The organism is Neomicrococcus lactis (genome assembly GCF_014200305.1).
Taxonomy (GTDB): Bacteria; Actinomycetota; Actinomycetes; order Actinomycetales; family Micrococcaceae; genus Neomicrococcus; species Neomicrococcus lactis.
On sequence record NZ_JACHBL010000001.1, the window covers coordinates 1559351 to 1582496 of the forward strand.

The following is a 23146-nucleotide window of genomic DNA, read 5'->3' on the forward strand; positions in this document are numbered from 1 at the left end:
TAATCAACAACGGAAGCCGAGCGGCGTCGTCGTACTCCAATCAATGCCAGTAATCCCTAGTCAGTAGGCTCTGCATCCTGCGGAATGACCTGCAAGGTCTGCCGCGGGAAGGCAATCGCGTGAAGCGCCGCAGAGGCCATTACGCGGACGCCGGTCGCGATCGCGCGTTCGTCCGGAATGTAATCGCCGCGGTGCAGGTCATACGTCTCCCCACCGGGGGTACGCGTGCCCAGACGTAACATTGCGCCGGGAATCCGGTGGGTCATCCACGCAAAGTCCTCACCGCCCATGGATTGCGGCGTCAGCACAATCGCGTTGGAGCCGATTTCGTGGCGCGCGGCCTCTTCAATCAGGTCCGTTTCCTCTTCCGTGTTCACCACGGGAGGCACGCCACGAGTATGTTCAAGCTTGACCTCAACACCGTAAGGCTGGGCCACCTGATTGACTACTTCGTCCAACAAGTCAGCGGCGTCTGACCAGGCTTCGCCATCAAGGCAGCGCATAGTGCCGGCCATGTAACCGGTGGCCGGGATGGCGTTCGGTGCGGAGCCCGCGTGAATCTGACCCCACACCACGGACACGGCCGAGCGCACGTCAATGCGGCGGTTCAGGATGGCGGGAACGTTCACGGCAATCTCTGCCAGCGCGAACACCAAATCTTCCGTCAGGTGCGGACGGGACGTATGGCCGCCGCGGCCCAACAGTTCGATCTTGATGGTGTCGCTTGCGGAAGTAATGGCACCAATACGCGTGCCGATAGTTCCCGCGTCAATGCGCGGTTCGCAGTGCAGCGCCAAGATGCGCGGAATTTCGTCCAGCACGCCTTGCTCAATGACAGCGAGAGCGCCACCTGGCATCTTCTCTTCGGCAGGCTGGAAAATGACGCGAATGCGGCCGTTGAGCTGGCCTTCATCGTCAAGCTGTTTGAGGACCTTGGCAACACCAATCATCACGGTGGTGTGGATGTCGTGACCGCACGCATGGGCGATCCCCTCACGCTGCGAAGCGTAAGACAAGCCCGTTTCCTCGTGGAGTGGCAAAGCGTCAATGTCGCAGCGCAGGCCCAAGTGAATCTTGCCGGATCCCACGTCGACGTAGGCTCCCGTGCCCTCGAGCGCTACCGGATCCAGGCCAGCATCCTCAAGGGTTTTCAGAATGCGCTCGGTGGTCCTGTGCTCCTGGAAGGACAACTCGGGGTGCGAGTGCAGGTCGCGCCGGAATGCAATCAGTTCAGACTCAAGTGCCGCTACCCTCTTCGCTAGGTGCGGTATCTCCGTGGTGTTCGCCGTTTTCATTGGGAACTAGAGTACGTCAGTATCGCCCTGCGCTTTGAGTGCCTCGACGGCTTTCTTCACAGATTGCGAATGTTCCTTCGTAGTCACCAAAAGAGCGTCCGGCGTATCAACGATCACGACGTCATCAATACCAATCAGTGCGATCACTCGGTGAGTGTCGCTGACAACCACGCCGCTGGCTTGATCTGCGTACACACGAGCCTTGTCCCCCAGCACCGTCAGCCCGCCTAATTCGGCGGCTGGATTCAGGCGGCCAATCGCAGCGAAGTCTCCCACATCATCCCACGTGAAGTGACCCGGTACGACGGCGACGTCCCCGGCTGCCGCTGCAGGCTCGGCTACCGCGTAGTCAATGGCAATTTTCTTGAGGGTGGGCCAGATACGCGCGGTGGTTTCGTCGCGCTGCGGGGTATCCCAGGCTTCTGCAATTTCGATGAGGCCTGCGTAAAGCTCTGGCTCGTTTTGCTCGAGGTGCTCCAGCATGAGCTTGGTGGGAGCCACGAACATACCGGCGTTCCACAGGTATTCGCCGCTTTCGACGTACTTCTTCGCCACGTCCTCGCTGGGCTTTTCCACGAACTCTGCGACGTTCTTAGCGTGCGGAGCATTCCCGATACCGAGTTCTTCGCCTTGGCGGATGTAACCGAAACCCGTGGATGGGTAAGTTGGCGTGATGCCAATCGTGACGATCTTTCCTGTGGCTGCCGCGTGAACTGCTTCCTTCACGGTGTCTTGGAAGACCTGCACGGGGCCAATGACTTGGTCCGCAGCGAAGGAACCCATGATCGATTCTGGATCGCGGTGGTACAGGATCGCAGCGGCGAGACCGATAGCGGCGCCGGAGTCTTTAGGCTCGCTTTCGAGAACCAAGCAGTTGTCATCCAACTCAGGAAGTTGTTCCAGTACGGCATCGCGGTGCGCGTTGCCCGTCACCACCATGACGCGGTGGTCAGCCAGTTCGGCAAGGCGGTCATACGTGGCACGAATCAGTGTGGATCCGGAGCCCGTGAGGTCGTGAAGAAACTTCGGAGCACTCGCTCGGGACAATGGCCACAAACGGGTACCGGTGCCACCGGCTGGGATCACGCAATAGAAGCGCTGCAAAACCGCATCAGTCATGAGGAAAAGATTAGCCCAACGTTATGGAATTAATCGGGAAGTCGCGATGCTTGTGAATAGAAATAGGACATGTCTCACTTGCGTAATTTTCGAAAAACCGTGAGTTGTTAAGGGTTAAACTCGAGTGGTTGTGAACATCTTCACACGCACCGCCTACCCTGGGGACTCAGCTGGCGCTCAGGGGTTAGGATCAAACGAGCAAGGCTCACGCACCGGCGCCAAAACTCGTTGGACAACCACGAACGCCACTGCGAGGCATGGAGGTTATTTCAGTGTCGAAGGCATCTTCGGGCACCCTCTACCGCGGCCGTGAAGGCATGTGGTCCTGGGTCGGACACCGCATTACTGGTGTCGTTATTTTCTTTTTCCTTTTGGTACACGTATTGGACACGTCACTTGTTCGCGTTTCGCCCGGCGCTTACGACGCAGTCATCGCGACCTACAAAAACCCATTGATGGCGCTTGGAGAGCTCGGCCTCGTTGCCGCGATCATGTTCCACGCATTCAATGGTCTCCGTTTGATCTTGGTGGACTTCTGGAAACAGGGACCGAAGTACCACAAGCAAATGCTGTGGGGGGTCCTCATTATCTGGGCCGTAGCCTTCATCGGATTTGCGATCCGTCACCTCTCCCTCGCATTTGGAGGTTAATAGGTCATGAGCACCACTGAATTTGTAGCTCCCCGCACGGGACGCATTGACGCCAAGTACAACCGCGCTACCACGGGACGTGGCCGCTTCGAGATGATTGCATGGCTCTTCATGCGTCTCTCCGGCGTGGTTCTGGTTGTCCTTATCTTTGGACACCTCTTCACGAACCTTCTTGTTGACGAAGGCGTGCACGGCATTAACTTCGGCTTCGTTGCCGGCAAGTGGGCTGACCCAGTGTGGCAGTTCTGGGATCTCGCTATGTTGTGGCTGGCCATGTTGCACGGCACCAACGGCTTGCGCACCATCATCAACGATTACGCCGAAAAGGATGGCACGCGCTTCTGGCTCAAGCTTGTCCTCTACATCGCAACCGCTGTCATCGTGGTTCTGGGCACGCTAGTGATCTTCACGTTTGATCCATGCATCCCGGGTTCCGCCCTGGAAGTCTGCAAGTAAACCGCTAGCTAGATGATTCCGTTGCTCCGCGTCGCCACTCTTCTTGGCTCGACGCCCAGCAACGCTCGCGGCACAGAATCTGAGACAAGAAAGAGCATCGAGAATGCAGATACATAAGTTTGACGTTGTCATCGTCGGCGCCGGTGGCGCTGGCATGCGCGCAGCTATTGAGTCCGGACAGCGCGCAAAGACCGCCGTTCTGACCAAGCTTTACCCCACCCGCTCCCACACCGGTGCAGCACAGGGCGGCATGTGTGCAGCCCTCGCCAACGTGGAAGAGGACAACTGGGAATGGCACACCTTTGACACCATCAAGGGTGGCGACTACCTCGTAGACCAGGATGCAGCAGAAGTTATGGCTAAAGAAGCCATCGATGCTGTGCTTGACCTCGAGAAGATGGGCTTGCCGTTCAACCGTACGCCGGAAGGCAAGATCGACCAGCGTCGCTTCGGTGGCCACACCCGTGACCACGGCAAGGCACCTGTTCGCCGTGCTTGCTACGCAGCAGACCGTACCGGTCACATGATTCTTCAGACCTTGTACCAAAACTGCGTCAAGCACAACGTTGAGTTCTACAACGAGTACTACGTACTTGACCTCCTCATCGTTGAAGAAGACGCAACTCGCGAAGACGGCACGCCGTACAAGCAGAAGCGCGTTGCAGGCGTTGTCTCCTACGACCTCGCTTCCGGCGAACTTCACGTCTTCCAGGCCAAGTCGGTTGTCTTCGCAACCGGTGGCGCTGGCAAGGTCTTCAAGACCACCTCTAACGCTCACACCTTGACGGGTGACGGTATGGGCATCGCGTTCCGCCGCGGTATCCCACTCGAGGACATGGAATTCGTGCAGTTCCACCCGACTGGCCTCGCCGGCTTGGGCATCTTGCTTTCCGAAGCAGCTCGTGGCGAAGGTGGCATCCTCCGTAACGCTGACGGTGAGCGCTTCATGGAGCGTTACGCTCCAACCATCAAGGACTTGGCTCCTCGTGACATCGTTGCCCGCTCTATGGCTAATGAGGTTCGCGAAGGCCGCGGTGCTGGCCCGAACAAGGACTACGTCCTCTTGGACCTCACCCACCTTGAGCCTGCTCACATCGATGCCAAGCTCCCGGACATCACCGAATTCGCTCGCACGTACTTGGGCGTTGAGCCTTACACCGAGCCAGTTCCAGTGTTCCCAACGGCGCACTACGTCATGGGCGGTATCCCAACCAACATCAAGGGCGAAGTTCTCCAGGACAATGACACCGTCATTCCTGGCCTCTACGCCGCTGGTGAGGTTGCTTGTGTGTCCGTTCACGGTTCCAACCGTTTGGGCACCAACTCTCTCCTCGACATCAACGTGTTTGGCAAGCGCTCCGGCATCTCTGCCGCTGAGTACGCTCGCAACGCCGAGTTCGTTGAGCTACCTGAGAACTCTGAGAACGACACCGTCGCTCTTCTTGAGTCCATCCGCACGGGCAACGGCACCGAGAAGATCGCTGTTCTCCGTAAGGAACTTCAGGACAGCATGGACCTCAACATGCAGGTGTTCCGCACCGGCGAGTCCATTGCTCAGGCCTTGGCTGACATCGAGTCTTTGCGCCAGCGCTACAAGAACATCTCGATTCAGGACAAGGGCAAGCGCTTCAATCTGGACCTCCTCGAGGCCGTTGAGCTGGGCTTCTTGCTCGACTTGGCTGAAGTCATGACGGTGTCTGCATTGCACCGTGAAGAGTCCCGCGGTGGTCACTACCGTGAAGACTTCCCGGACCGCAACGACGAGCGCTTCATGAAGCACACCATGATGTACAAGGACGAGTCTGCAGAGACCGAAGGCGTCAAGGGTATGCGCGTTGAAACGAAGCCTGTGGTCTTCACCCGTTACGAGCCGATGGAGCGTAAGTACTAATGAGCACCGTAGAACCAGCATCCAAGATTGACCTCAAGACTGACGGCGGCAGCGGAGAGATCCCATCGTTCGACATCACCTTGAAGGTGCGTCGCTACGATCCAGAGTTCTCCGAAGAAGCAAAGTGGGACGAATACACGCTCACGATGTACGGCACGGACCGCGTGCTTGATGCTCTTCACAAGGTGAAGTGGGAGATCGACGGCTCGTTGTCCTTCCGCCGCTCTTGCGCTCACGGTGTGTGTGGCTCTGACGCCATGCGCATCAACGGCCGCAACCGCCTTGCGTGCAAGACCCTCCTCAAGGACTTGGACACCTCCAAGCCCATCACCGTTGAGCCCATCAAGGGCCTTCCGGTGGAGAAGGACCTCATCGTGGATATGGAACCTTTCTTCCAGTCCTACCGCGAGATCATGCCGTTCTTGATCACCAAGGGACACGAGCCTTCCAAGGAGCGCTACCAGTCCCCTGAGGATCGCGAGCGCTTCGATGACACCACCAAGTGCATCCTCTGCGCTGCGTGCACGTCTTCGTGCCCAGTGTTCTGGACCGATGGTCAGTACTTCGGCCCGGCAGCGATCGTGAACGCCCACCGCTTCATCTTCGACTCCCGCGACGAAGCCGGCGACATGCGTCTCGAAATCCTCAACGACAAGGAAGGCGTGTGGCGTTGCCGCACCACCTTTAACTGCTCCGAGGCTTGCCCACGTGGCATCCAGGTCACAAAGGCCATCTCGGAAGTCAAACAGGCTATCCTGGCTCGCCAGTTCTAGCCTCAAAATCACATCGCATCATCAGGGCGCGCCATGCCTTCGGGAGTGGCGCGCTTTGCGTTTAAGGGTTCCCTACACAGCCGCCGCTCCCCCACGCAAGCATTGCGACGAAACATCTCCTATTACGTCGTCGGCGTCACAAAAGTAGCAATCCAGATCACATGACTGATTTCATAATGGAACACCATCCAGAGCGGCTGAGAGATCTGGCTCGTTGACGCCGCAGCAAATTGACTGCCCGGTCATAGTGCTAACGCCAGAATCGATGGAAACTCGAGCGCTGGCTATGTTTCATGCTTCGGCTGTCTCTACCCGCCGTTCTCGGGGTTCCTTCTGTTACTCAACAACGAAGGAGAAAATCATGTCAGTCGAAACTCTTCAGACTTCGCCCCGCGTTCCCTACACGGGCAACGCCACCCCAGACGAGCTGTCCTACTGGGAAGCTATCGCACGTAATGTCGCTGATCAGCTCCGCGTTGACGCTATTGAGCGAGATCGCGCTAACCAGCAGCCACGCCGCGAAGTCCAGCTCTTGAAGGATTCTGGTCTCCTCAACCTGCTCGCGCCCACCGAGTTCGGCGGAGGTGGCGGCCACTGGGAAACCGCCTTCCAGGCTATTCGCATCATTTCCAGCGTGGACGGCTCCATCGGCCAGCTTCTCGCCTACCACTACATCAATCAGAGTGGAATCGCGTTCTATGCTTTGCCGCCAAGCCAGCCCGCATGGTGGCAGGCCACGGTCAACGGAAATTGGCTCTGGGGCGATTCGGTCAACCCTGTAGACCCCACGCTCACCCTCACGGCTGATGGCGACGGTTACCGGCTCAATGGCCTCAAGCACTTCTCCACGGGTTCCGGTGTTGGAGATGTCATTGTCTTCAATGCTCTCGTCGTCGATGGCATCAACGAAGGCAAGATCATCGCATTCGTCTTGGAGACCACTCGCGAAGGCGTCGAGCTCCTCGATGACTGGGACAACCTGGGTCAGCGCCTCACCGGTTCCGGCAGCGTCAAGAACACCAACGTGCGCGTGAATCCCGTGGACGTTCTGGGTGAAGTGACGGAAGAGCCGATCTCCACTCTCTTGACCCCGGGCATCCAGTTGGCGTTCTCCAACTTCTACCTCGGATCCGCGGAAGGTGCCCTTGAACGCGGCCGTCAGATCCTCGTGGAGCGCAAGAATTCATGGTTCCTCTCCGGCGTGGACACCTACGCTGAGGACAAGATCTTCCAGCGCGCTATCGGCGAATTGAAGGCGCGCACTGCCGCCGTTGCCGCTCTTGCGGAAAAGATTAACCGCAAATTCGACGACGTCGCAGCTCGCCAAGGTGCCCTCACCTCCGAAGAGCGTTGGGCTTACGCGAACGAAATCGCCGAGCTCAAGGTGGTCTCGACGGAGATCGGCCTCGAGGTATCTCACCGCATCTACGAAGTGACGGGCGCGAGCTCTACCAAGAGCAGCGTTGGCCTGGACTTGTTCTGGCGCAACGTCCGCACCCACACGCTCCACGACCCCGTGGACTACAAGAAGATCGAAGTTGGCGCGTACTACCTCAATCGCGACGTCCCAGCGCTCTCGCTCTACACCTAAGCCAGTAGCCACCACAGGCTGAAATCACTGAAGGCGCCGGCTCGCAACCACACTAAGTGGTCAAGCGAGTCGGCGCCTTCGGCTTTAGACCAGTTCACACGAGAACAAGCTCAGGCTAGATCCAAAATTAGCCCTTGAAAGGCGGCAAGAAGCCCACGCGCTCGTAGACAGCTTCAAGAACCGGCTGGGATACCTCGCGAGCCTTTTCAGCGCCGCGCGCCAGCAAGCGATCCAACTCAGCAGGATCGGCCAAGAGCTGCTCAGTACGCTCACGGATCGGAGTCACGGCAGCCACCACGGATTCGGCAACATCCACCTTGAGGTGTCCGTACATCTTGCCTTCGTAGGACGCCACCAAGGTATCCACAGGCGTGTTCGTGACGGCGGAGAGGATCTCCAACAAGTTGGTGACGCCAGGCTTTTTGGCGCGGTCGTGCGCCACCACGGTGTCATCGTCTGTCACGGCGGACTTGATGCGCTTCGCGATCACCTTCGGGTCATCGAGGATATTGATCAAGCCGTTCGGCGAGGCCGCGGACTTGGACATCTTCGAGGTTGGGTCCTGCAGGTCATAGATGCGCGCGCCACCCTTCTGGATGAACGCTTCCGGAACCACAAAGGTCTCGCCGAAGCGCGAGTTGAAGCGCTGCGCCAAGTCTCGAGCAAGCTCCACGTGCTGACGCTGATCGTCGCCCACGGGAACACCCTTGGGCTGGTACAGCAAGATGTCGGCGGCCATGAGCATCGGGTACGTGAAGAGGCCAACGCCCGCATTGTCGGCACCCTGCTTGGCAGACTTGTCCTTGAACTGCGTCATGCGGCTGGCTTCACCAAAACCGGTCAGGCACATCATGACCCACGCGAGCTGCGCGTGTTCAGGAACATGGGATTGCACAAACAGCGTGGACTTCTCAGGATCAATGCCGCCCGCGATGTACTGGGCCGCTGTCTTGCGGGTGCGTTCGCGCAGCTCCGCCGGATCCTGCGGCACCGTGATGGCGTGCATATCTGGGATGAAGAAGAACGCGTCGTATTCGTCCTGCTCTCGTACCCAGTTCACGAGGGCGCCCAAGTAGTTGCCCAAGTGCAAAGACTCGGCCGAGGGCTGCATGCCAGAAAGCACGCGCATGCGGTCAGAGGCGCTGACGCCGGGCAGGGTGATGTTCTTTGGCGTTACATCTGCCATGAGGTTCAAAATCCTTTTTAGAGTTGGTAATCGATCACGAGCGGAGCGTGATCGGACCATCGGGTGTCCCAACTAGGCGCGCGGTCTACTACAGCGTTCGTTGCCTTTGCCGCCCATGTGGGAGTGGCCATGTGGTAGTCGATGCGCCAGCCAGTATCCGTATCGAATGCCTTGCCGCGCTGGGACCACCAGGTGTATGGGCCGTCGACGTCGCCGGCGAGCATTCGGTGCACATCCGTGTACCCGATTTCGTCGCCGAAGAAACGGTCAAAGTACGCGCGCTCTTCAGGCAGGAATCCAGCCTTCTTCTGGTTGGCCTTCCAGTTCTTGATATCGCGCGGCGTGTGTCCCACGTTGAGGTCGCCCATGATGAGCGCGTGATCCGCACCCTTCGCGAGCGCAGGCAAACGGTCCACCATGACATCGAGGAACCGGTACTTGTCCACTTGCTTGGGGGTATCTACTTCACCGGAGTGCACGTAGGCGCTGACGACGGAAATGGTCTCGCCGTTCGGCAGGCCGAAGTCCGCTTCCACCCAGCGGCCGGAGGTCGTGAAGTAGTCATCGCCGATGTGCTCTCGCGTCGCCTTGGGCGCTACGCGAGAGGCCAGAGCCACGCCCGCGCGGCCCTTAGCTTCAGCTTCGGCGTGCAGGATGTGCCACTCCTCCCCCAGTAGCTCGCGGATGATGGCATCCGGCGCGCGAACTTCCTGAAGCGCCAAAATGTCCACGTCACGCTCAGCAAGCCACTCGGGCATTCCCTTGCGGTACGCAGCGCGGATTCCGTTGACATTCACGGACGCAATGCGCAGAGCCCCGGGCGCCTTCGCCGCGTAGCTCACTTCAGGCAAGGTGGATTCGTTACTAGAGGACGACGCCGCCGCTACAGCAGTTGCGTCGCTTGCGGACTCCTGGGCTGGAGTAGTCACACTCGCGCCTTTCCTTAGCTGATCAGTTCTAGCTAATGATGTTTTAGCTGATGATGTCGCCCGAGAGCGGCTCAGAGCCGCCTTGGGAATTCTTCGAAGACGTTGAGCCCTTCATCATGTCACGCGCGTTGGACGCGGTGATCTCGATTGTTTCAATGGCCCTGTCTACCATTTCACGTGCTTCAGGGGTTCCGCCATCCAAGTACTGCTTAATGACGCCGGACTGCACCTGAACAATCTTGAAGGAGTGATCCAGCTTCAGATCGCGCGTGCGGTCAGCTTCCGAGTAAATCGTGGTCTGGGAAGGGGCCGTTTGGGCGCGAGGCGCCATGTCTGCGGTGGTGCGCTGGATGGTCTCGTTGACCTTCTTCGCGCCGCGGCGCAACCCGAGCACCAAGAACAGCGACAAAAGGAGCCAGCCCAGGGAAATAATGACGACCAACCAACCGATGACATCATTCTGGTTGGCGGCGAAAATGACAGCGATCAAAAACACCGTAACCATGACCGCAAGCGAGATAGTGCTGGGGCCAACTACGATCTTTCGCTGACCCGACGCGTCCGTCGACGAATTTCCCAAGATTTGCATGCTTTCCATTCTTCCAGAACCACGCAAAACGACGTGCCGCTCTGCGCAACGTTCGCCGCAAGCGCAGGTAGCTTTTCATCACTAAATCGAGCACGTGGCTTAGGGTGAAATCGTGACGAATGACTACCTACATAGGGAACCGCTGTGGACGCGCGACTTCATCCTCGCGTGCGCCAGCAACGTGTTCGTCTTCTTTGCCGTGCATCTCTTCTTGTCCACCGTGGCCGCTTACTCCATTCAGCGCTTCATGGTGGGTGACGCCGAGGGCGGCGCCGCCTCTGGCTTGTTCATCATCGGCGCGCTTTTCGCTCGGCTTCTCGCCGGACCGGCGATGCAACGCTTGTCCTTACGCTGGTTGGCCATCGGCATGTTTATTTCTTTCGCGATCTTCCCACTGCTTTATATAGCGACGGGTCAGTACTGGCTGCTCATCGCCGAGCGCATTGTTCACGGCATGACATTCGGCATCGGATCTAGCGTTATCGCCACTCTTGCCATTCAGCACGTTCCTCAGATGCGCATCGCCGAAGGCACCAGTTGGTACGCGAGTTCCACGGTGGTCGGCGTGGCAATGGGCCCGCTCGTGGGCCTGTACCTCTTCCGCACCATCGGATTTGAGGCAGTGTCTTGGGCAGCCGTCATCGCCGCGCTCGTAGGCATGGGCATCATTGCGCTACTGAAAGTCGAGCCTTCCCCTGTTGCCCCAAAGCAGCACGACGACGCTCCCAAGCCTTCGTGGCTCTCCAACTTTCTGGAGCCTGCGTCTCTTCCCATCGCACTGATTGGCGCTGCCTGGACACTGGGCTATGCGAGCATCGTGACGTTGTTGAACGCCCTTGCCGATGAGCGAAACCTGGGCACCAGTGTTTCGTGGTTCTTCTTGGTTTATGCCCTGGTCACCATCGCGTCGCGTCAGTTCACCGGAAAGATCATGGATCGCCGCGGCTTCCACGTGGTCATGATTCCTGCGTTCGTGTCCTTCGCAGCTGGACTCTTCATCCTGTCCATCGCCGAAAACCTCATCACGCTCTTCGTAGCAGCTGCCCTCGTGGGACTAGGCCAAGGCAACCTGCTTTCCGCCGGCCAGACCATCGCGGTAAAGCAGGCCGAACGCCACCGCATCGGCATGGCAGCCAGTACTTTCTTCCTCGGCATTGACGCAGGAATGGGCACCGGCCCCATTATCGCGGGAGCCATCGTAGCCGCCACGTCCCCGTCAGCCACCTACGGAATTATCTCCGTGTTCGTACTGGCCCTGACCTTGGTTTATGCAGCGATTTACGTGCGGCCAAAGAAAGCCAAACCCACTGCAACCAAGCGCGGAAACTAAGCCCGGGCACTTGGCCGAGCGGCGGCGTCGTACTCCAAGTAATTAGCGCAAGAACAACGCACGCAAACGGCGCGTGGTCAGCGTGACACCCACGACGATCATCAGCACGAAGTACCCCACATGCACCAGCATGCCGGGGGTGAAATAGCCGATCGAGAGTTGACGCAAGAGCTCCACACCGTGCCACAACGGCATGGCCTGGATGAACCACTGAATGGCCTGCGGGTACACGGACAGCGGGTAGAACGTCGCTGAAAAGAGGAACATTGGCAGCATCACGAAAGTGATCCAGTCCAGCTGCTGGAACGTCTTCAGGTAGCTCGTGATACCCATGCCGATAGACGCGAAGCCAAAAGCGATGAGCACGGCCGCCGGAACCATGAGCAGACCCGCCGGATGCGTGATGAGTCCCATGAACCACATGATGATGGTGAATCCCGTGGCGTACATGAATCCGCGCAAGAGCGCCAAGAAGATCTCACCAATCGCCACGTCGAGTGGACCCAGCGACGTGTAGAGCATGTTCTGGTACAACTTCGCATAATTCATCTTGAAGAAGACGTTCATGGTGGAGTCGTAAATGGCGCCATTCATGGCGGAGACTGCCAAAAGCGCGGGTGCGATGTACGCCGCGTAGCTCATGGTGTGACCGCCGGGGCCAGTCACGTCGCCCACGATCGAGCCAAGGCCAATGCCCATCGAGAGCAGATACAGCACCGGCTCCACGAAGCCAGAAATCATGATGGACGCGTTGCTGGTCTTGGTGGCGAGCAGACCGCGCTGAATGACGGACTTGGCGTTGCGGCCGTACAGGGCAGCGAAAGGACGATTGCTGCCGCTGAGCATCAGGTCCTTGTGATCCACCGTGGGAATTGACGTGCTCATCCCTCAAGCCTCCGTGCGAAGATGCGGCGGGAGAAATGCCAGCCGATGAAAGTTAGTGCCACCAGATAGAGAACGTGGACAATCGAGAGCCACAGCGGCTCTTGATAGCCGTAGCTGAAGACGCGCGACAGCTCCGTGCCGTGCCAGATGGGCGAAATCCAGCCGATCCACTGCAAGAACCACGGCAGCGTGGTCAGCGGGAAGAAGGTACCGGAGAAGAGGAACAACGGCATCACAATAAAGCGGTTGACCAGTTGGAACTGCCCGCGTTCTTCTTCGAGGCTCGCGGCATAGGCCATGAGCGGGAAGCCAAACGCTGTGCCGGCGAGCGTGGCAATGAGCACGGATACCCAAGCCCACGCACTGCCCGTAGCACCGAACAGCACCACGATCAGCAAGTACACGATGGACTGCGCAAAGATACGTGTAGTCACCGCGAGCTGCAGACCCTGACTAATTTGGTACGGAGTGATGGCCGTGGACAGCGGACCATAGAAGGTCCGGTTCCACTTGAAGCCACTCATGATCACGTAGGTGAACTCCCCTGCAGCCGTCATGACGGCGGCGGAAACCAAGAGCGCCGGCGCAATGAAGGTGACGTAGGAGACGCCGAAAGCGTTCGCGCTATTCGCATCCACGAGGCTCGCTAGGCCAACGCCCATCGCGAACAAGTACATGAGCGGGTTGCCCACGGAGTACGCAATGATGATGTCGATGTAGCGGCGCATCGCGAGGAGATGCCCCTCCGCGATGTACAGGGTGCCAAATTTTCTGGCTCGCTTTGCAGACTCCGCAGGCGCGTGAGCCTTGAGGCTCGAATTGAACAGCCGCACCGCGGCGTCCGTGCCACTGCGGTCAATCCGCTGAGTGGCTGGTGCTTGTGGATCAGTCAATGAGGGACCGTCCTGTCAATCGCAAGAAGACATCTTCCAAGGAAGAACGACGGACCAGCGAAGTGATGGGGTTCAGACCCCGGCTGGTCACTTGTTCTAGAGCCGCTTCGCCGTTGTCCGCATAGATGAGCACACGGTCCGGCAGCGTTTCAACGCGCTCGCCGATGCCCTGAAGTTCGCTCTCCACCGTGGTGTTGCGCTCGGTGCCGAAGCGCAGCTCGAGCACTTCGCGGGTCGAGTAGTCGCGGATGAGCTTGGCAGGCGAGCCTTCGGCCATAATCTGGCCCTTGTCCACCACAATCAGGCGATCGCAGAGCTGCTCCGCTTCGTCCATGTAGTGCGTGGTGAGAATCAGCGTGACGCCTCGTTCTTTGAGTCGGAAGAGTCGGTCCCAAAGAATGTGGCGTGCTTGCGGATCGAGGCCGGTAGTGGGCTCGTCGAGGAGCAGAATCTTGGGATCGTTGACGAGCGATCGAGCAATCGTCAGTCGTCGCTTCATGCCGCCTGAGAGCGCGGAAACGCGGTTATTCGCCTTGTCCGTGAGCTGCGCGAATTCCAGAAGCTCGTCGGACTTGGGCTTCAAGTAGCTGCGCGAGAGACCGAAGTACCGGCCGTACATGATCAGGTTGTCGCGAACCGTGATTTCTTCGTCCAGGTTGTCCTGCTGTGGCACCACGCCCAAGTGTGCGCGCACCTCGGGACCATGCTCCTCGGGGTCCAACCCCATGATGGTCAGCTGTCCGCCGCTGCGCTGCGAGACACCACCGATCATGCGCATGGTGGTGGATTTTCCGGCGCCGTTGGGGCCAAGGAGTCCAAAGGATTCACCGGCGGGAACTTCGAACGAGAGGTCGTTGACGGCGGTGAAGTCACCGTACCGCTTCTGCAGGTGGGAAGCGGAGATAACTGTGGGGCGAGGTGTGATGGTTGGCACAAAGTCGAGACTAGAACAATTAACCGATTGGCACAAATCAATCAATTTCATTCGGAGGCTCCAAGATACTCAACGTGCCTACTGTGACGAGCTGCGGCGTCGTACTGGAAAATGCCGCTAAAGTGGACTCAAATGCCGCCCGCACTTGGTCAGGAGCGCCCGTGTCAGAAGCCCCCGCCACACGGAATACGTCAGGTCGTGGATGGCTCTATTTGCTGATCGCGTCCGCCGTTTTGACGCAGGGCGGCCTCAATCTCATTCGCCCCGTCACCACCTACAAACTCGTGGGCCTCGGGGCAGACTCCTTCCTTGTTGGCGTGGTGACGGCGTTTTACGCGCTCGTCCCGCTCTTTGCAGCGATTTGGCTGGGCCGGATGTCCGACCGCCTCAACAATCTGCGCCCCATGGTGGCCCTGGGCGCGGTGGTGCTGGCGATTGGCGCGGCCGGAATTGCGCTGGGCAATAGCTTCATTCTGATCGCGATCTTCTCCGCCGTCCTTGGCCTGGGTCACTTGCTCTTCACGATCGGCGGACAGGCCGCAATTGCACGGCGATCCTCGCCCGCCGAAATGGACCGCGGATTCGGCTGGTTTACGGCGGCATTTTCCGTGGGCCAGATGATCGGCCCACTACTGGCTGGCATCATTCTCGGCTCAGAGCTCGTTTCGGATGCGGCAGACCGCCTGGATAGCGTCAATATTGCGCTCTGGGTTGGCTGCGGGCTGACGCTCGCCGCCGCGCCGCTCTTCCTGTCGCCGAAAACACTTTCCGGTACGACGCCGCGCCGCACCTCCCCGAAAACCGGCGGCTCGAGCGATACCCGCGAAATGACGACGACGAAGCCAACCATGTGCAACATCCTCAAGCGTCCCGGCGTCATGTCCCACATGTTTGCGTCGTTGGCGCTCTTGGGCATGCTGGACATCCTGACGGCGTTCTTGCCACTGCTTGCTGAGGAGGTAGGCGTGAGCCCGGCAGCCGTGGGCCTCTTGCTGGCATTGCGCGGAGCCGCGTCCATTGTGTCCCGTGTGCTATTGCCGTGGTTGTCCTCCCGCTTGTCTCACACTTCGCTGTTGCTGTGGTCCTTGTATGGTGCGGGCTTAGCTCTGGTGATCCCGCCGCTGCTCATGGCGATGTTCCCGCCAGCCGACGGTGGCGAGCTGACGCTTTTGCTCTGCGGACTCTGCATGCTGTTTGGTGGCATCTTCCTCGGTCTCGGTCAGCCACTGACCATGACCGAAGTGTCCACGTCTGTGCCACCCGCGTGGCGCGGATCGGCACTTGCCGTTCGCCTCATGGGCAACCGGCTTGGCCAGGTTGCTTTGCCGCTTTTGGCCGGTGTGTTTGCAGCACCCTTGGGTCCTGGCGCAGCAATTGTCATGGCCTCAGGATTCTTGTTGATCAGCGGTGCTGAGAAGTCAATTCGCAAGAGGCGAAAGTAAGCCCCACCCACCCGCGCTCTGGTTCCGAACTTCTGAAGCTCGTCATTCAGGTGGACGTTTGACGGGGATCTCCTTCACGTTCTCGGCAGCACTATCCTGAATCATTCAGAATATGGCAGTATGGGGATATGACCTACGTCAACAAATCTGCTCAGGCTTTACCCCCAGTGGGTGAGTCTGCGGAGCACGTGGATTGGGCTCAACCCCTACGCCACGTGGGTCGACGCGTCACAAAGCAGCGGTTATGCGTGCTGGAGGCTGCCCGTCGGCATCCTCACGCCACCGCGGAAGAAATTCACCGCGAAACCCTGACCGAGCTTCCCCAGTTTTCGTTGCAATCCGCTTACGTGGTGCTCAACGATCTCGTGGATTCCGGTCTTTTGCGGCGGATAGATCTTCCCGGGCATCCCGCTCGCTTTGAAACCGAAATAGCCGACAATCACCATCACGCCGTCTGCATTTCGTGTGGACGCGTCGAGGACGTCGCGTGCGCCGTTGGCCACGCTCCATGCCTCACTCCGCCGGACGGTCTCAAGATGAACATCTTGGTGGCCGACGTCTTGTTCCGAGGCATTTGCGCTGAATGTGCGGCTCGGGGCAACAACACCCACTCAGAAAAACCCCAACATGAAGGAGACAGTGATGACTACTGAGAACACTGCCGGACATGCCACGGGCTCAACGACTCAGGCTGGAATCCCAGCCGTCAGCGACCGCAACTCGCTGACCGTCGGAGCTAACGGACCAATCGTCTTGCACGACCACCACTTGGTGGAGACTCTTGCACACTTCAACCGCATGAACGTTCCAGAGCGTCGTCCGCACGCAAAGGGATCCGGTGCATTCGGTGTCTTCGAAACCACCGAAGACGTTTCGAAGTACACCAAGGCTGCTCTTTTCCAGCCAGGCGTATCCACCCGCACGCTACTTCGTTTCTCCACCGTTGCTGGCGAGCTTGGCTCCCCTGACACGTGGCGCGACGTTCGCGGCTTCGCCTTGAAGTTCTACACCACCGAAGGCAACTTCGACCTCGTGGGCAACAACACCCCGGTGTTCTTCGTCCGCGACCCTATGAAGTTCCCACACTTCATCCGCTCCCAGAAGCGTTTGCCAGATTCCGGCTTGCGCGACAACACGATGCAGTGGGACTTCTGGACGCAGAACCCTGAGTCGGCACACCAGGTCACTTACCTCATGGGTAACCGCGGTTTGCCAAAGACCTGGCGTGAAATGAACGGCTACGGCTCGCACACCTACATGTGGGTCAACGAAGCTGGCGAGAAGTTCTGGGTGAAGTACCACTTCATTTCCCAGCAGGGTCAGGCAGACCTCACCAACGAAGAGGCCGAGAAGTTCGCCGGCGCTGACGCCGAGCACCACCGCCGCGACCTCTTCAACGCCATCAAGAACGGTGACTTCCCCAAGTGGGATCTCCACGTTCAGATCATGCCGTACGAGGATGCCAAGACCTACCGCTTCAACCCGTTCGACTTGACCAAGATCTGGTCCAAGAAGGACTACCCACGTATCAAGGTTGGAACGCTCACCCTGAACGAGAACCCGCAGAACTTCTTCGCTCAGATTGAGCAGGCTGCATTCTCACCAGCGAACATGGTTCCAGGCATGGGCAACTCCCCAGACAAGATGCTCTTGGGCCGTAACTTCGCTTACGCCGACGCTCAGCGTTACCGCATTGGCACCAACTTCCAGCAGTTGCCCGTGAACCGCCCAATCAACGAAGTTCACACCTACAACTTCGAAGGCAACATGTGGTACGAGCACACGGGTGACCGCCGGGTCTACGCACCGAACTCCTTCGGTGACTCGTGGAGCGACGAGACCGGCCCAGTAGACAACGGCTGGGAGAACGACGGCGAGCTCGTCCGTTCCTCCTACGAGTTGCACGCTGAGGACGACGACTTCGGCCAGGCAGGCACGTTGGTTCGGGAAGTGTGGACCGACGAGATCCGTGCCGGCGTTGTTGAGACCGTCGGTGGCGCTCTCTCCAGCGTTGAAGAGCCTGTTCAGTCCAAGGCTTTCGAGTACTGGAAGAACATCGACGCCGACCTCGGCGCTCGCATCCAGGCCGAAGCACTTACCAAGGGCGGCGACTCGGTTGTTGGCGGAGATCCAGACAACCCAAAGGCTGAAGGCAACGCAACCGTTGACGGTGCAGGCGCCTAGTCTGAAGGTCTAGTTCTCTAGATCAAAGAGAAGGTCCCGTTCCCACATCTGTGGGAACGGGACCCTTTTCGTTAGGGCTTGGAGGCTTCTTGCCGAAACGTTGCCGAGCCTTTAGTTAGCTGGCTAGCTGGTGCGGCCTTCTTCGTCACGACGAAGCTGCTCGCGAGCATTGTCAGCATCAGGATCAATGCCGTGCTCTTCCAGCACCGTGCGCTCTTCTTCGGCTTCGGCGACGAGCTGTTCGCCCAGCGTGCGTGGCTGGTCAGGGTTTTCGCCAGCGGCATCGTCCCACTCATCATCGATGCCATTGCCGTCAGCGTCATCAAACTTGTAACGTCCGATCACACGGTCTTCTTCAATGTCTGCAGCAATCTCTTGGCGCTCTCCGTCGGAGAGGACTTCGCTGTTTTCTCCGTAGGAGTCCACGCGTTCGCCGTGAAGATCTTCCTGGCTGAAGTTGACGCGAGGATCACCCTGATTGGTCTCCAACGAAGACTCAGAAGCGGAAGCGACGTTCTGCTCATCCTCTTCGCGGAAAGCATCAGCAGCGTAGTTGTTGCGCTCGACGTCGCGTGACCACTCGTCTTCATCATCAACGCCACGCACCTGACCCTGCGACTGTGGCTCGTCACTGAAAGAGGCACGATCAAAATCTTCGTCCCTACGTGAATCAAAGTCCGCGAATGGGTCCTTAGTCGAAGGATCGTTCTGATCGTTCTGATCGTTCTGATCGTTCTGATCGACATTGGTTACAGGAATGGCCGTCGTAGCAGCTACCGGCGCGGTGGTTTCTTGCTCTACCTCAGCGGCATGCTTTCCACTGAAGGTCTCATCCTCAGATGAATAATCAATGTCCTGTTCAACAGTCTGTTCGCTGGTCTGCTGGTAAGCAGCAACTGGAGACTCAGATGGATCGGTGTAGCTCTTGGAGTAGGGATCGGACCCAACATCCGAGTTCAGGTCACCTTCGGAAGTTGCGTCGTAACGGTTGGAGTCGTAATTGGAGTCGTAGGTGGAGTCGTCACGATTCGAGTCATAGTTCGTCGAATCAGCGAGCTCGTTATCGTTATCGGCACGGTCAGATGCTGCGGCAACGCCGGCTACACCAGCTACGCCTGCCGAACCGGCTGCAACTCCCGCTGCAAGACCTGAATCGCGACGTTCTTCGCGCTGCTCGCGGTATTCCTCCACCTCAGGCTCTGAAGGGCGCTGGTACTTCGTGGAGCTCTCAGTGCTCGTGGTGTCCACGCGGTTTACATCATCAACGTGGTTGGTGTCGTACACAGGGTTCACATCGTTCGCGCGGTAGCGATCTGGATCGCTCTGCGCATCGTCGCGGAAGGTTTCGTCACGTGCTGCGTCAACGCGAGCAACGTCGTCGTTATTGATGTCCGCTTCGTCCGCGCGTACGGAATCGTCGCGGTTGGACGCGGCATAAGCGCCTGCGCCGGCGGCGGCACCCAAGCCAGCACCAGCTGCAAGTCCGGCACCTGGACGTGAAGACGTCGTCGTAGGCTCTTCGGCGCGAGCCTGCTCAGCGGCGGCGCGTGCCTCACGAACTTCACGGCGGGAAGCAGGAGTGTCCGTGTCAGGGTCCAGGGCGTCTGCTTTCTGGCGGATGTCTTCAAGGTCGGCGCGGTTGGCCTCAGCATCGTTGTTCAACGCTTCGGCATCCTTGCGGCGCTTCGCGGCGGCTACCTCTGCCTCATCGGCTTCGAGCTGAGCGCGTCGTGCGGCGTTTTCCTTTTCTTTGAGTTCAAGTTCGCGAGCTTGAGCTTCCTCGCGAAGGCGAGCGGCCTCAATGCGATCCTGCTCAGCCTGCGCCCGCTTCTTCCTGCTGACGGCTGATGAAATCAGCCAGATCAAGAGCAGGACTACAACAATTCCAATGACTAGCCACATGATTTGTTCTTGCGTCATGACGCCTCCTAGAGCGGTACTGCCGTGCAAATCAAAACTGCTATAGATAACTGTTTACCATTTATCCCTTGGGAGTTACACAGTAAACATAGGGTTCGAAGTGGACAGGTACAAGTGTTTTGGCAACAAAAATGCCCTTTCCATGAGTCTTGCGATTCGTGGAAAGGGCACTTTTGCACCGATTGTTAGGCCTCGAGGGACCGTTCGGCGGCTTCTACAACGTTTGCTAAGAGCATAGCTCGGGTCATCGGACCAACTCCCCCGGGGTTCGGGGAAATCCAGGATGCGACATCGTAGGCGTCAGGCTCAACGTCGCCGGTCACAACGGCCTTTCCGTTGCCATCGTCAACGCGGCTCACACCCACGTCGAGCACAATGGCGCCCGGCTTGAGTTCTTCAGCCTTGATCATGTGCGGGCTACCAGCGGCCGCAATCACCACGTCAGCGCGGGACAAGTGATCTGCAAGATCCGTGGTTCCTGTGTGAGCAAGGGTGACGGTTGCGTTCACGCTGCGGCGCGTCAGCAAGAGGCCGATGGGGCGGCCAATGGTGACGCCACGTCCCACTACTAACACGTTCTTGCCGTTCAGATCAATGTCATTGCGGGCAAGAAGCTCCACGCAGCCCTTCGGCGTGCATGGAAGCGGGGAGGTCATGGGGTTGTTGACGTTCGCCACCAAGCGTCCCAAGTTCATGGGATGCAGGCCATCGGCGTCCTTGTCAGGATCAATCGCCTCAAGAATGACGTCCTGATCAACGTGCTTTGGCAACGGCAACTGCACAATGTAACCAGTGCAGTTGGGGTCCTCGTTGAGTTCCTTGATCTTGGCAAGAATCTCATCCTGAGTAGTCTCTTCCGGCAGATCTACGCGGATGGACGCAATGCCCACCTCGGCGCAGTCTTTGTGCTTACCGCCGACGTACCATTTAGAACCTGGATCTTCGCCCACCAGGATGGTGCCGAGTCCCGGAGTGACGCCCTTTTCTTTGAGCGCGGCAACGCGTTTGCGAAGCTCTTCCTTGATCTCAGCGGCAGCCTTCTTGCCGTCAAGAATGCGCGCGGTGGTTTCTACCATTCTTCGAGTCCTTCGTAGAGCGGGAATTCCTGAGCAAGCTTCACAACGCGAGCCTTGAGGGCTTCGAGGTCAGCGTTCTGACCGTCGCGCAGCGCCGTTGCAATGATTTCTGCGACTTCGGTGAATTCTGCATCGCCGAAACCGCGGGTCGCGAGAGCCGGGGTACCAATGCGCAAGCCGGAGGTGACCATCGGCGGGCGTGGGTCGAACGGAACAGCGTTGCGGTTGACCGTGATGCCCACCTCGTGGAGCAAGTCTTCGGCCTGCTTGCCGTCCAGTTCAGAGTGGCGCAAGTCCACCAGCACTAAGTGAACGTCGGTGCCGCCGGTGAGGACAGAGACGCCTGCTTCGGTAACATCGCTCCCGGTGAGGCGCTCGGCCAGGATCTTGGCACCGCGCAAGGTGCGCTCTTGGCGTTCCTTGAACTCTGGGGAGCCAGCAATCTTGAATGCAACAGCCTTGCCCGCGATCGCGTGCATGAGCGGTCCACCCTGCTGACCTGGGAAGACGTTGGAGTTGATCTTCTTGGCGATGGCCTCGTCGTTGGACAAGATCACACCGGAACGTGGACCAGCCAAGGTCTTGTGAACCGTGGAGGTAACCACGTCAGAAAACGGAACTGGGTTCGGGTGAAGACCCGCTGCAACCAGACCGGCGAAGTGAGCCATGTCCGTCCACAAGAGTGCGCCGACTTCGTCAGCGATGGAGCGGAAAGCCTCGAAATCGAGCTGACGTGGGTAAGCGGACCAGCCGGCAACGATGACCTGTGGCTTTTCGCGCTTGGCCTGCTCGCGCAGCTTGTCCATGTCAACGGTGAAGGTCTCTGGCTCAACCTCGTACGCGGCAACTTCGTAGAGCTTGCCGGAGAAGTTCAACTTCATGCCGTGGGTCAAGTGACCGCCGTGTGCCAAGGAAAGGCCCAACATCTTGTCGCCTGGCTTGATCATGGCGGACAGTGCGGCAGCATTGGCGGAAGCACCCGAGTGAGGCTGAACGTTGGCGAACTTGGCGCCGAAAACGGACTTCACACGCTCAATGGCAAGATTCTCGGCGACGTCCACGTATTCGCAACCACCGTAGTAGCGCTTTCCCGGGTAACCTTCGGCGTACTTGTTCGTCAGAACGGAGCCCTGAGCTTCCAAAACGGCACGTGGCGCGAAGTTTTCCGAGGCGATCATTTCCAACGTATCGCGTTGGCGGCCGAGCTCATCCTTGAGCACTGCTGCGATTTCCGGATCAACCTCTGCAAGCGACCGGTTCGTCACAGACTGAGTGGACATGAAAACTCCTGTAGTTGAGTTAGGTGTGGCTATGTTCAGCCTACATTCTGAGATGCCTCAGTTCAGTTTCTATGTCACAGCTAGTGATACCTTCGCAATATTTTTTGAGTACGACGACGCCGCTCCCCTCCCATTATTTTCTTTGCGACGGCGGCTACTACAGTGGGAGCTATGGCTCACATCATCACCATTGACGGCGTCACTCCAACCGTCGCTGAATCAGCTTTTATTGCGCCCACTGCCGTCCTGTCCGGAGACGTAGAGATCGGCGAAAATTCGGGAGCGTTTTATGGAGTTTCCATGCGCGGAGATTCCGCTCCTATCCGCGTGGGTGCCGGTAGCAACTTGCAGGACAACGTCGTGCTGCATGCTGACACCGACTTCCCGTGCACTGTGGGTGACAACGTGTCCGTCGGTCACTCGGCCGTCATCCACGGTTGCACCATCGAAGACAATTGTCTCATTGGCATGAGCGCAACAGTCATGAACGGCGCCGTCGTAGGATCTGAATCCCTCGTGGCCGCAGGCGCGCTGGTTCTCGAAGGAACCGTCATCCCGCCGCACTCACTCGTGGCTGGCGTCCCTGCCAAGGTGCGCCGCGAGCTTTCGGATGAGGAAGTCGCCGGACTCAAGCACAACGCCGACGTGTACTTGCAGCTCATCGCGAAGCACCGCATCGCCAACGAGGACTAATTCCGCATTCTTTGCCAATGAGACGTAGAC

Annotated in this window: 21 protein-coding genes and 1 riboswitch; of the genes, 10 read left to right on the forward strand and 11 right to left on the reverse strand. The window is 58.6% G+C overall.

Features of this window, described 5'->3' with window-relative positions; genetic code table 11:
* Window positions 1-56 precede the first annotated feature (56 nt).
* The gene (locus BKA12_RS07080) at window positions 57-1295 is read right to left on the reverse strand and encodes an amidohydrolase (protein WP_183641867.1); all 1239 of its coding nucleotides are present in this window, start codon (window positions 1293-1295) and stop codon (window positions 57-59) included.
* A gap of 6 nt (window positions 1296-1301) precedes the next feature.
* Window positions 1302-2414, reverse strand: coding sequence for a mannose-1-phosphate guanylyltransferase (locus BKA12_RS07085; protein ID WP_183641870.1), 1113 nt, complete (start codon window positions 2412-2414; stop codon window positions 1302-1304).
* 257 nt (window positions 2415-2671) lie between these two features.
* Here BKA12_RS07085 and sdhC point away from each other — a divergent pair, with 257 nt between their 5' ends.
* The 5 genes from sdhC (at window position 2672) to BKA12_RS07110 (ending at window position 7775) form a co-directional block, all read left to right on the forward strand.
* Complete coding sequence (sdhC, locus tag BKA12_RS07090; RefSeq protein WP_183641873.1) at window positions 2672-3064, forward strand: succinate dehydrogenase, cytochrome b556 subunit; 393 nt, start codon at window positions 2672-2674, stop codon at window positions 3062-3064.
* A 6-nt stretch (window positions 3065-3070) separates the two neighbouring features.
* Window positions 3071-3520 (forward strand): succinate dehydrogenase hydrophobic membrane anchor subunit, encoded by a 450-nt coding sequence (locus tag BKA12_RS07095; RefSeq protein WP_183641877.1) that lies wholly within the window; start codon window positions 3071-3073, stop codon window positions 3518-3520.
* A 103-nt stretch (window positions 3521-3623) separates the two neighbouring features.
* Window positions 3624-5411, forward strand: coding sequence for a succinate dehydrogenase flavoprotein subunit (gene sdhA / locus BKA12_RS07100; RefSeq protein ID WP_183641880.1), 1788 nt, complete (start codon window positions 3624-3626; stop codon window positions 5409-5411).
* Window positions 5411-6184, forward strand: a complete 774-nt coding sequence (locus BKA12_RS07105) for a succinate dehydrogenase iron-sulfur subunit (protein ID WP_183641883.1) — start codon at window positions 5411-5413, stop codon at window positions 6182-6184. Before sdhA ends, BKA12_RS07105 begins: the two co-directional genes overlap by 1 nt.
* 181 nt (window positions 6185-6365) lie before the next feature.
* Window positions 6366-6456, forward strand: a riboswitch (SAM riboswitch).
* An 89-nt stretch (window positions 6457-6545) separates the two neighbouring features.
* Complete coding sequence (locus BKA12_RS07110; RefSeq protein WP_183641886.1) at window positions 6546-7775, forward strand: acyl-CoA dehydrogenase family protein; 1230 nt, start codon at window positions 6546-6548, stop codon at window positions 7773-7775.
* A 127-nt stretch (window positions 7776-7902) separates the two neighbouring features.
* Here BKA12_RS07110 and trpS read toward each other — a convergent pair whose 3' ends face one another.
* From trpS to BKA12_RS07125, 3 genes are all read right to left on the reverse strand, one after another.
* Window positions 7903-8961, reverse strand: coding sequence for a tryptophan--tRNA ligase (trpS, locus tag BKA12_RS07115; protein WP_183641889.1), 1059 nt, complete (start codon window positions 8959-8961; stop codon window positions 7903-7905).
* Window positions 8962-8978: 17 nt separating this feature from the next.
* A complete protein-coding gene (locus BKA12_RS07120) occupies window positions 8979-9812 on the reverse strand; it encodes an exodeoxyribonuclease III (protein ID WP_221228248.1) in 834 nt (277 codons plus the stop codon).
* Window positions 9813-9933: 121 nt separating this feature from the next.
* Window positions 9934-10479 carry a hypothetical protein gene (locus BKA12_RS07125; RefSeq protein WP_183641892.1) on the reverse strand — a complete coding sequence of 182 codons (546 nt, stop codon included), beginning with the start codon at window positions 10477-10479 and terminating at the stop codon, window positions 9934-9936.
* Between the two features lie 112 nt (window positions 10480-10591).
* Here BKA12_RS07125 and BKA12_RS07130 point away from each other — a divergent pair, with 112 nt between their 5' ends.
* Complete coding sequence (locus tag BKA12_RS07130; protein ID WP_183641895.1) at window positions 10592-11809, forward strand: MFS transporter; 1218 nt, start codon at window positions 10592-10594, stop codon at window positions 11807-11809.
* A 42-nt stretch (window positions 11810-11851) separates the two neighbouring features.
* Here the strand turns inward: BKA12_RS07130 and BKA12_RS07135 are convergent, their stop codons facing one another.
* Genes BKA12_RS07135 through BKA12_RS07145 form a run of 3 tightly spaced genes read right to left on the reverse strand, consistent with a single transcriptional unit; the run spans window position 11852 to window position 14521 of the window.
* A complete protein-coding gene (locus BKA12_RS07135) occupies window positions 11852-12694 on the reverse strand; it encodes an ABC transporter permease (protein ID WP_246361620.1) in 843 nt (280 codons plus the stop codon).
* Window positions 12691-13587, reverse strand: coding sequence for an ABC transporter permease (locus tag BKA12_RS07140; protein WP_420826510.1), 897 nt, complete (start codon window positions 13585-13587; stop codon window positions 12691-12693). Before BKA12_RS07140 ends, BKA12_RS07135 begins: the two co-directional genes overlap by 4 nt.
* Window positions 13580-14521, reverse strand: a complete 942-nt coding sequence (locus BKA12_RS07145) for an ABC transporter ATP-binding protein (protein WP_338087461.1) — start codon at window positions 14519-14521, stop codon at window positions 13580-13582. The genes BKA12_RS07140 and BKA12_RS07145 overlap by 8 nt, the downstream gene beginning before the upstream one ends.
* A gap of 161 nt (window positions 14522-14682) precedes the next feature.
* Between BKA12_RS07145 and BKA12_RS07150 the strand changes: the two genes are divergently transcribed.
* The 3 genes from BKA12_RS07150 to BKA12_RS07160 all read left to right on the forward strand — a co-directional run bounded on the left by BKA12_RS07150 (window position 14683) and on the right by BKA12_RS07160 (window position 18147).
* On the forward strand, window positions 14683-15963 hold the full coding sequence (locus tag BKA12_RS07150) for an MFS transporter (protein WP_183641900.1): 1281 nt from the start codon (window positions 14683-14685) through the stop codon (window positions 15961-15963).
* Between the two features lie 128 nt (window positions 15964-16091).
* The gene (locus tag BKA12_RS07155) at window positions 16092-16616 is read left to right on the forward strand and encodes a Fur family transcriptional regulator (protein WP_183641903.1); all 525 of its coding nucleotides are present in this window, start codon (window positions 16092-16094) and stop codon (window positions 16614-16616) included.
* Window positions 16606-18147, forward strand: coding sequence for a catalase (locus BKA12_RS07160; protein WP_183641906.1), 1542 nt, complete (start codon window positions 16606-16608; stop codon window positions 18145-18147). Before BKA12_RS07155 ends, BKA12_RS07160 begins: the two co-directional genes overlap by 11 nt.
* A 123-nt stretch (window positions 18148-18270) precedes the next feature.
* Here the strand turns inward: BKA12_RS07160 and BKA12_RS07165 are convergent, their stop codons facing one another.
* The 3 genes from BKA12_RS07165 to glyA all read right to left on the reverse strand — a co-directional run bounded on the left by BKA12_RS07165 (window position 18271) and on the right by glyA (window position 22423).
* A complete protein-coding gene (locus BKA12_RS07165) occupies window positions 18271-20067 on the reverse strand; it encodes a hypothetical protein (protein WP_183641908.1) in 1797 nt (598 codons plus the stop codon).
* A 185-nt stretch (window positions 20068-20252) separates the two neighbouring features.
* Window positions 20253-21143 carry a bifunctional methylenetetrahydrofolate dehydrogenase/methenyltetrahydrofolate cyclohydrolase gene (locus BKA12_RS07170; protein ID WP_183641911.1) on the reverse strand — a complete coding sequence of 297 codons (891 nt, stop codon included), beginning with the start codon at window positions 21141-21143 and terminating at the stop codon, window positions 20253-20255.
* Window positions 21137-22423 carry a serine hydroxymethyltransferase gene (gene glyA / locus BKA12_RS07175; protein WP_183641912.1) on the reverse strand — a complete coding sequence of 429 codons (1287 nt, stop codon included), beginning with the start codon at window positions 22421-22423 and terminating at the stop codon, window positions 21137-21139. Before glyA ends, BKA12_RS07170 begins: the two co-directional genes overlap by 7 nt.
* 171 nt (window positions 22424-22594) lie before the next feature.
* On the opposite strand from glyA, the gene BKA12_RS07180 reads away from it, so the two are divergent.
* On the forward strand, window positions 22595-23116 hold the full coding sequence (locus BKA12_RS07180) for a gamma carbonic anhydrase family protein (protein WP_183641915.1): 522 nt from the start codon (window positions 22595-22597) through the stop codon (window positions 23114-23116).
* Window positions 23117-23146 lie beyond the last annotated feature (30 nt).

Bases quoted from the DNA above. Each gene is read 5' to 3' on its own strand.
- BKA12_RS07165 (WP_183641908.1), bottom strand. From the start codon at position 20,067: ATGACGCAAGAACAAATCATGTGGCTAGTCATTGGAATTGTTGTAGTC.
- BKA12_RS07180 (WP_183641915.1), top strand. From the start codon at position 22,595: ATGGCTCACATCATCACCATTGACGGCGTCACTCCAACCGTCGCTGAA.
- BKA12_RS07135 (WP_246361620.1), bottom strand. From the start codon at position 12,694: ATGAGCACGTCAATTCCCACGGTGGATCACAAGGACCTGATGCTCAGC.
- BKA12_RS07155 (WP_183641903.1), top strand. From the start codon at position 16,092: ATGACCTACGTCAACAAATCTGCTCAGGCTTTACCCCCAGTGGGTGAG.
- sdhA (WP_183641880.1), top strand. From the start codon at position 3,624: ATGCAGATACATAAGTTTGACGTTGTCATCGTCGGCGCCGGTGGCGCT.
- BKA12_RS07125 (WP_183641892.1), bottom strand. From the start codon at position 10,479: ATGCAAATCTTGGGAAATTCGTCGACGGACGCGTCGGGTCAGCGAAAG.
- BKA12_RS07160 (WP_183641906.1), top strand. From the start codon at position 16,606: ATGACTACTGAGAACACTGCCGGACATGCCACGGGCTCAACGACTCAG.
- glyA (WP_183641912.1), bottom strand. From the start codon at position 22,423: ATGTCCACTCAGTCTGTGACGAACCGGTCGCTTGCAGAGGTTGATCCG.
- BKA12_RS07095 (WP_183641877.1), top strand. From the start codon at position 3,071: ATGAGCACCACTGAATTTGTAGCTCCCCGCACGGGACGCATTGACGCC.
- BKA12_RS07170 (WP_183641911.1), bottom strand. From the start codon at position 21,143: ATGGTAGAAACCACCGCGCGCATTCTTGACGGCAAGAAGGCTGCCGCT.
- BKA12_RS07105 (WP_183641883.1), top strand. From the start codon at position 5,411: ATGAGCACCGTAGAACCAGCATCCAAGATTGACCTCAAGACTGACGGC.
- trpS (WP_183641889.1), bottom strand. From the start codon at position 8,961: ATGGCAGATGTAACGCCAAAGAACATCACCCTGCCCGGCGTCAGCGCC.
- BKA12_RS07110 (WP_183641886.1), top strand. From the start codon at position 6,546: ATGTCAGTCGAAACTCTTCAGACTTCGCCCCGCGTTCCCTACACGGGC.
- BKA12_RS07085 (WP_183641870.1), bottom strand. From the start codon at position 2,414: ATGACTGATGCGGTTTTGCAGCGCTTCTATTGCGTGATCCCAGCCGGT.
- BKA12_RS07080 (WP_183641867.1), bottom strand. From the start codon at position 1,295: ATGAAAACGGCGAACACCACGGAGATACCGCACCTAGCGAAGAGGGTA.
- sdhC (WP_183641873.1), top strand. From the start codon at position 2,672: ATGGAGGTTATTTCAGTGTCGAAGGCATCTTCGGGCACCCTCTACCGC.